Here is a 3,905-nt window from a genome sequence, read left to right on the forward strand (position 1 = left end):
GCCGGCGCTGCCGCGGCCACGGGCGGCGTGCTCGCGGGCCTCGCTGCGCTGCCGGCCGCCGCGATCGCCGGGATCGCCGTGGCCGTCGTCGCCGTGGCCGCCTCCGTCGCGGTGGTCGTCCAGCTGGCCACCGGTGGGCCGCCGGCCGCAGGGCCTGCGCCGTCCGACGAGGCGTCCTCCCATCAGACCGTGAGCCAGGCGCCGTCCGCGGCGTCGTCGCCGCAGACGAGCGCCACGCAGCCGAGCGACGTGCCGACGGCCGTCGCACCGACCGCCGTGGCACCGACGGTCGCGCCGTCCGACGGTGCGCCGACCGGGCCCGGTCAGTCCTCCCGTCTGCTCGCCGCCGCGCCGGCACCGGCGCGGGTCGTCGTCACCGTGCCGGACGGGGGGCTCACGCTCGTCGCAGGCCAGGACGACCAGCCGCTGGCCGTGGGCTTCACGAACCTCGGTGACCAGCCCGCGACGAACCTCGCCGTCGACGTCACCCTGCCGCCCGGGGTGAGCGTGGCGGGTCTGGTGGAGGGCAACCTCATCGCCTCCGGCGGGGCGGCCGTGCCCGCTGCCTCGACGTCGTGGGTCTGCGTCCGGGGCTCTGGCGACGTCGCCGCGCGGTGCGTCGTCGGGGTGCTGGCCGGCGGGGCGAGCGCGCAGCTCGTGCTGCACGTCTCGGTCGCCGAGTCCTACGACGCGGCCGACGGGAGCATCGGGCTACGGGTGGCGGGCGACTCCATCGAGGCGTCCGCACCGAGCGTGCGGGTCGCGTTCCGGCCGGCGCCGGCGCGGATCGCCCTGCGCGGCTCGGTCCCTGCGCTCACCCTGGTCACCGGGCGCAGCCGGTCGTTCGCCGTCGTCGTCGCCAACGAGGGTGCCGTGCCGACCACCTCCGCCGCCCCCGCGCGGGTGCAGGTCAGCCTGCCGGACGGGGTGCGGAGCAGCACGACGACGAGTGGTCCGTGGACCTGCGCGCCCGGTCGCGGCACGGTGGTGTGCACGGGGGTGCTCGCGGGGCGGACGGCCTCGACGCTGGCCCTGGACCTGGTCGCCGACCCGGGGGTCGAGGTGCGCGCCGGAACCGTCGGGATCACCGTCGGACCGACCCATCTGGCGGGTGCGGCGCAGGTGGCGTACTCGGTGCTGGACCCGGCACGGCTGACCGTCGAGGTGCCGGCCGAGCCCGGGGCACTGGCCCTCGGCAGCACCCGCGACGTGCCGGTGCAGGTGGCGAACGTCGGGGAGCTGGCCTCGCAGCAGGTGACGGTGCGGCTCAGCCGGCCGGAGGGTGCGGCGTGGGCCGGTGCGGCGAGCGGGGACGGCTGGACCTGCCGCATCGTCGGCCCGGTCCAGCTGTGCACGCACGACGGGATGGACCCGGCTGGGACCAGTCGGCTCGTCGTGCACCTCACCGGGCTCGCGGGCCGGTTCGGCGCGGTCGGCGACCTGGGCGCCGCGGCAACCGCCGACGACGCCGACGAGGGCGAGCCCGCGGCGGTCGCGCTGCGGGCCACGGCACCCGTCGTGACCGTGGGCACCAGCGGTGGGCGGCTGCTGCTCACCGACGGCAAGGTGGGCACGGTGACGTTCTCGGTCGACGTCGCCGCGGGTGCGGACGCCTCCGGGGTGGTCGTCACGGTCACGCTGCCGCCGGGGATCAGCTACGCCTCCGACTTCGCGGCGCAGACACCGGGGTGCGCCCAGGGCCGCAGCGCCCGGGAGGTGGTCTGCGACCTCGGGCAGCTCGGTGCGGGCACCAGCACCCGCGTGCTGGTCGCCGCGCAGGCGGCCGGTGCCGCCACCGGCTCGACCGGGATCGCGGTGGCGGCCGACGGCGACGTCGCGGCGACCGGGTCGGTGCCGGTCGTGTCCTCCTCCGGCGGACTGGCGCCTGAGGTGTCGTTCAGCGGGGACGTGCACGTCACGCAGGTCGGCGCCCCGCTGCTCACCTGCACGCCGAGCTCGAGCTGCACCTCGGCCGTGGAGCGGGGCACCGCGGACAACAACGGCCAGACCATGGTGCCGCTCGACCAGCGTCCGCCGGCGGGTGAGCGCCCGGCCACCCGCGCCGTCTCGTCCACCACGACGCTCACCGTCCCCGAGGGGGAGCAGGTGGTGTGGGCCGGGCTCTACTGGTCGGCCAACGCCGCCGCGGGCGACGACTGGAGCACCTCGCGGACCGCGGCGAGGATCGCCGGGCCCGGCGGTGCCTACGAGGCCGTCGACGGGGCGGTCGTCGCGGACCAGAAGGACTCCAGCGGGCGCAGCTACTACCAGTCCTTCGCCGACGTCACCTCGCTCGTGCAGGCCGGTGGCCCGGGTGCCTGGTCGGTGGCCGACACCGCCGTCGCGACCCCCGGTGTGCAGACCGGTGCCAGCTCCAACTACTACGCGGGCTGGTCGCTCGTCGTCGTCTACGGGACGGTCGGCACGGGGTCGTCCGCCGCGCGGACGGTGACCGTCTACGACGGCGGCGCCTGGGTCGACACCCGCGCCACCACCCCGGCGTTCGAGTTCGCGACCCGGGCCGGGTCGCAGGCGACCATCGGTGTCGTGGCCTGGGAGGGCGACCGCCGGGTGACCGGGGACCAGCTGCTGCTCAACGGCACCGCGCTGACCCCGCGCACCTGGGACGGCTCGTCCGGGTCACCCAGCAACGCCTTCGACTCCACGGCCACCGGGTGGGGGCTGATGAACTCGCTGGGCGTCGACGTCAAGGCGTTCCGGCCGCAGACCCTCACCTCGGACATCGGGTCGCTCACGCCGACCACGAGCGGCGACCTCTACCTCATCGGTGTGGTCACGGTCGAGGCGGCGGCGCCGCAGAGCCCCTGACCGCGGGTGGTCGGGGCCGGCCTGCCGGTCAGATGTCGGCGGGGGCAGCGGCCCGGGGAGCTGCGGCGCCCGTCGGATGCGACGCCGTGCCCGTCGGGTGGGCCGACGCGCCGGTCGATCTGGTCAGACGATGCCGTACAGGCGGTCGCCCGCGTCGCCCAGGCCGGGCACGATGTAGGCCTTCTCGTTGAGACGCTCGTCGACGGCCGCGACGACGACCTTGACGTCAGCCCGGTCGCCGACGAACTTCTCGACGGTCGCCAGGCCCTCGGGGGCGGCGATGAGGCAGATCGCGGTGACGTCGCGGGCGCCGCGGGTGAGCAGGTAGTCGATCGCCGCGACGAGGGTGCCGCCGGTGGCGAGCATCGGGTCGAGCAGGAAGCACTGCCGGCCGGACAGGTCGTCGGGCAGCCGGTTGGCGTAGGTGATCGCCTCGAGCGTCTCCTCGTCGCGGCGCATGCCGAGGAAGCCGACCTCGGCGGTCGGCAGCAGCCGCGTCATCCCCTCGAGCATGCCCAGCCCGGCGCGAAGCACCGGCACGACGATCGGGCTCGGGTCGGCGATCTTGACCCCGGTGGTCGTGGTGACCGGCGTGGTGATCTCGACGTCGTGCACCGCGACGTCGCGAGTCGCCTCGTAGGCCAGCAGCGTCACCAGCTCGTCGACCAGCTGACGGAAGGTGGGCGACGGGGTGTTCTCGTCGCGCAGGACGGTCAGCTTGTGGTTGATGAGGGGGTGCTGGGCGACGTGCAGGCGCATGGCCGCAGCCTACTGGCCGCCCGGTGCCCCCGGGTCGGGCCCTGTGGGCCCGGGGGCGTCGCCGAGCCCGTCGGCTGCCGTCGCTGGGCCGGGGGGCCGGCGGGAGGCCAGGATGGGGTCGTGCGAACCAGGGACCACGAGACGGCGGCGATGGGGGTCGCCCTCGACGAGGCGCGAGCGGCGCTGCTCACCGGCGGTGAGCAGAAGCGGCTGGTGCTCGAGGCGCTGCTGCGCGGGCCGGCCGAGGTGCTCGTGCTCGACGAGCCCGACAACGCCCTGGACGTGCCGACCAAGCGATGGCTGGAGGACCGGCTGGT

Annotated in this window: 1 protein-coding gene and 2 pseudogenes; 2 read left to right on the forward strand and 1 reads right to left on the reverse strand. The window is 75.8% G+C overall.

The window, feature by feature from the left end:
• A pseudogene (locus F2B26_RS17595) lies at positions 1-2,829 on the forward strand (hypothetical protein); the annotation flags it as partial.
• Between the two features lie 123 nt (positions 2,830-2,952).
• Here F2B26_RS17595 and upp read toward each other — a convergent pair.
• Positions 2,953-3,588, reverse strand: a complete 636-nt coding sequence (gene upp / locus F2B26_RS14905; protein WP_159810705.1) for a uracil phosphoribosyltransferase — start codon at positions 3,586-3,588, stop codon at positions 2,953-2,955.
• A gap of 150 nt (positions 3,589-3,738) precedes the next feature.
• Between upp and F2B26_RS14910 the strand changes: the two are divergent.
• Positions 3,739-3,905, forward strand: a pseudogene (locus tag F2B26_RS14910) (ABC transporter ATP-binding protein); the annotation flags it as partial.

The sequence above is a fragment of the Cellulomonas citrea genome (genome assembly GCF_009829685.1).
GTDB classification, from domain to species: domain Bacteria; phylum Actinomycetota; class Actinomycetes; order Actinomycetales; family Cellulomonadaceae; genus Cellulomonas; species Cellulomonas citrea.

Bases quoted from the DNA above. Each gene is read 5' to 3' on its own strand.
- upp (WP_159810705.1), bottom strand. From the start codon at position 3,588: ATGCGCCTGCACGTCGCCCAGCACCCCCTCATCAACCACAAGCTGACC.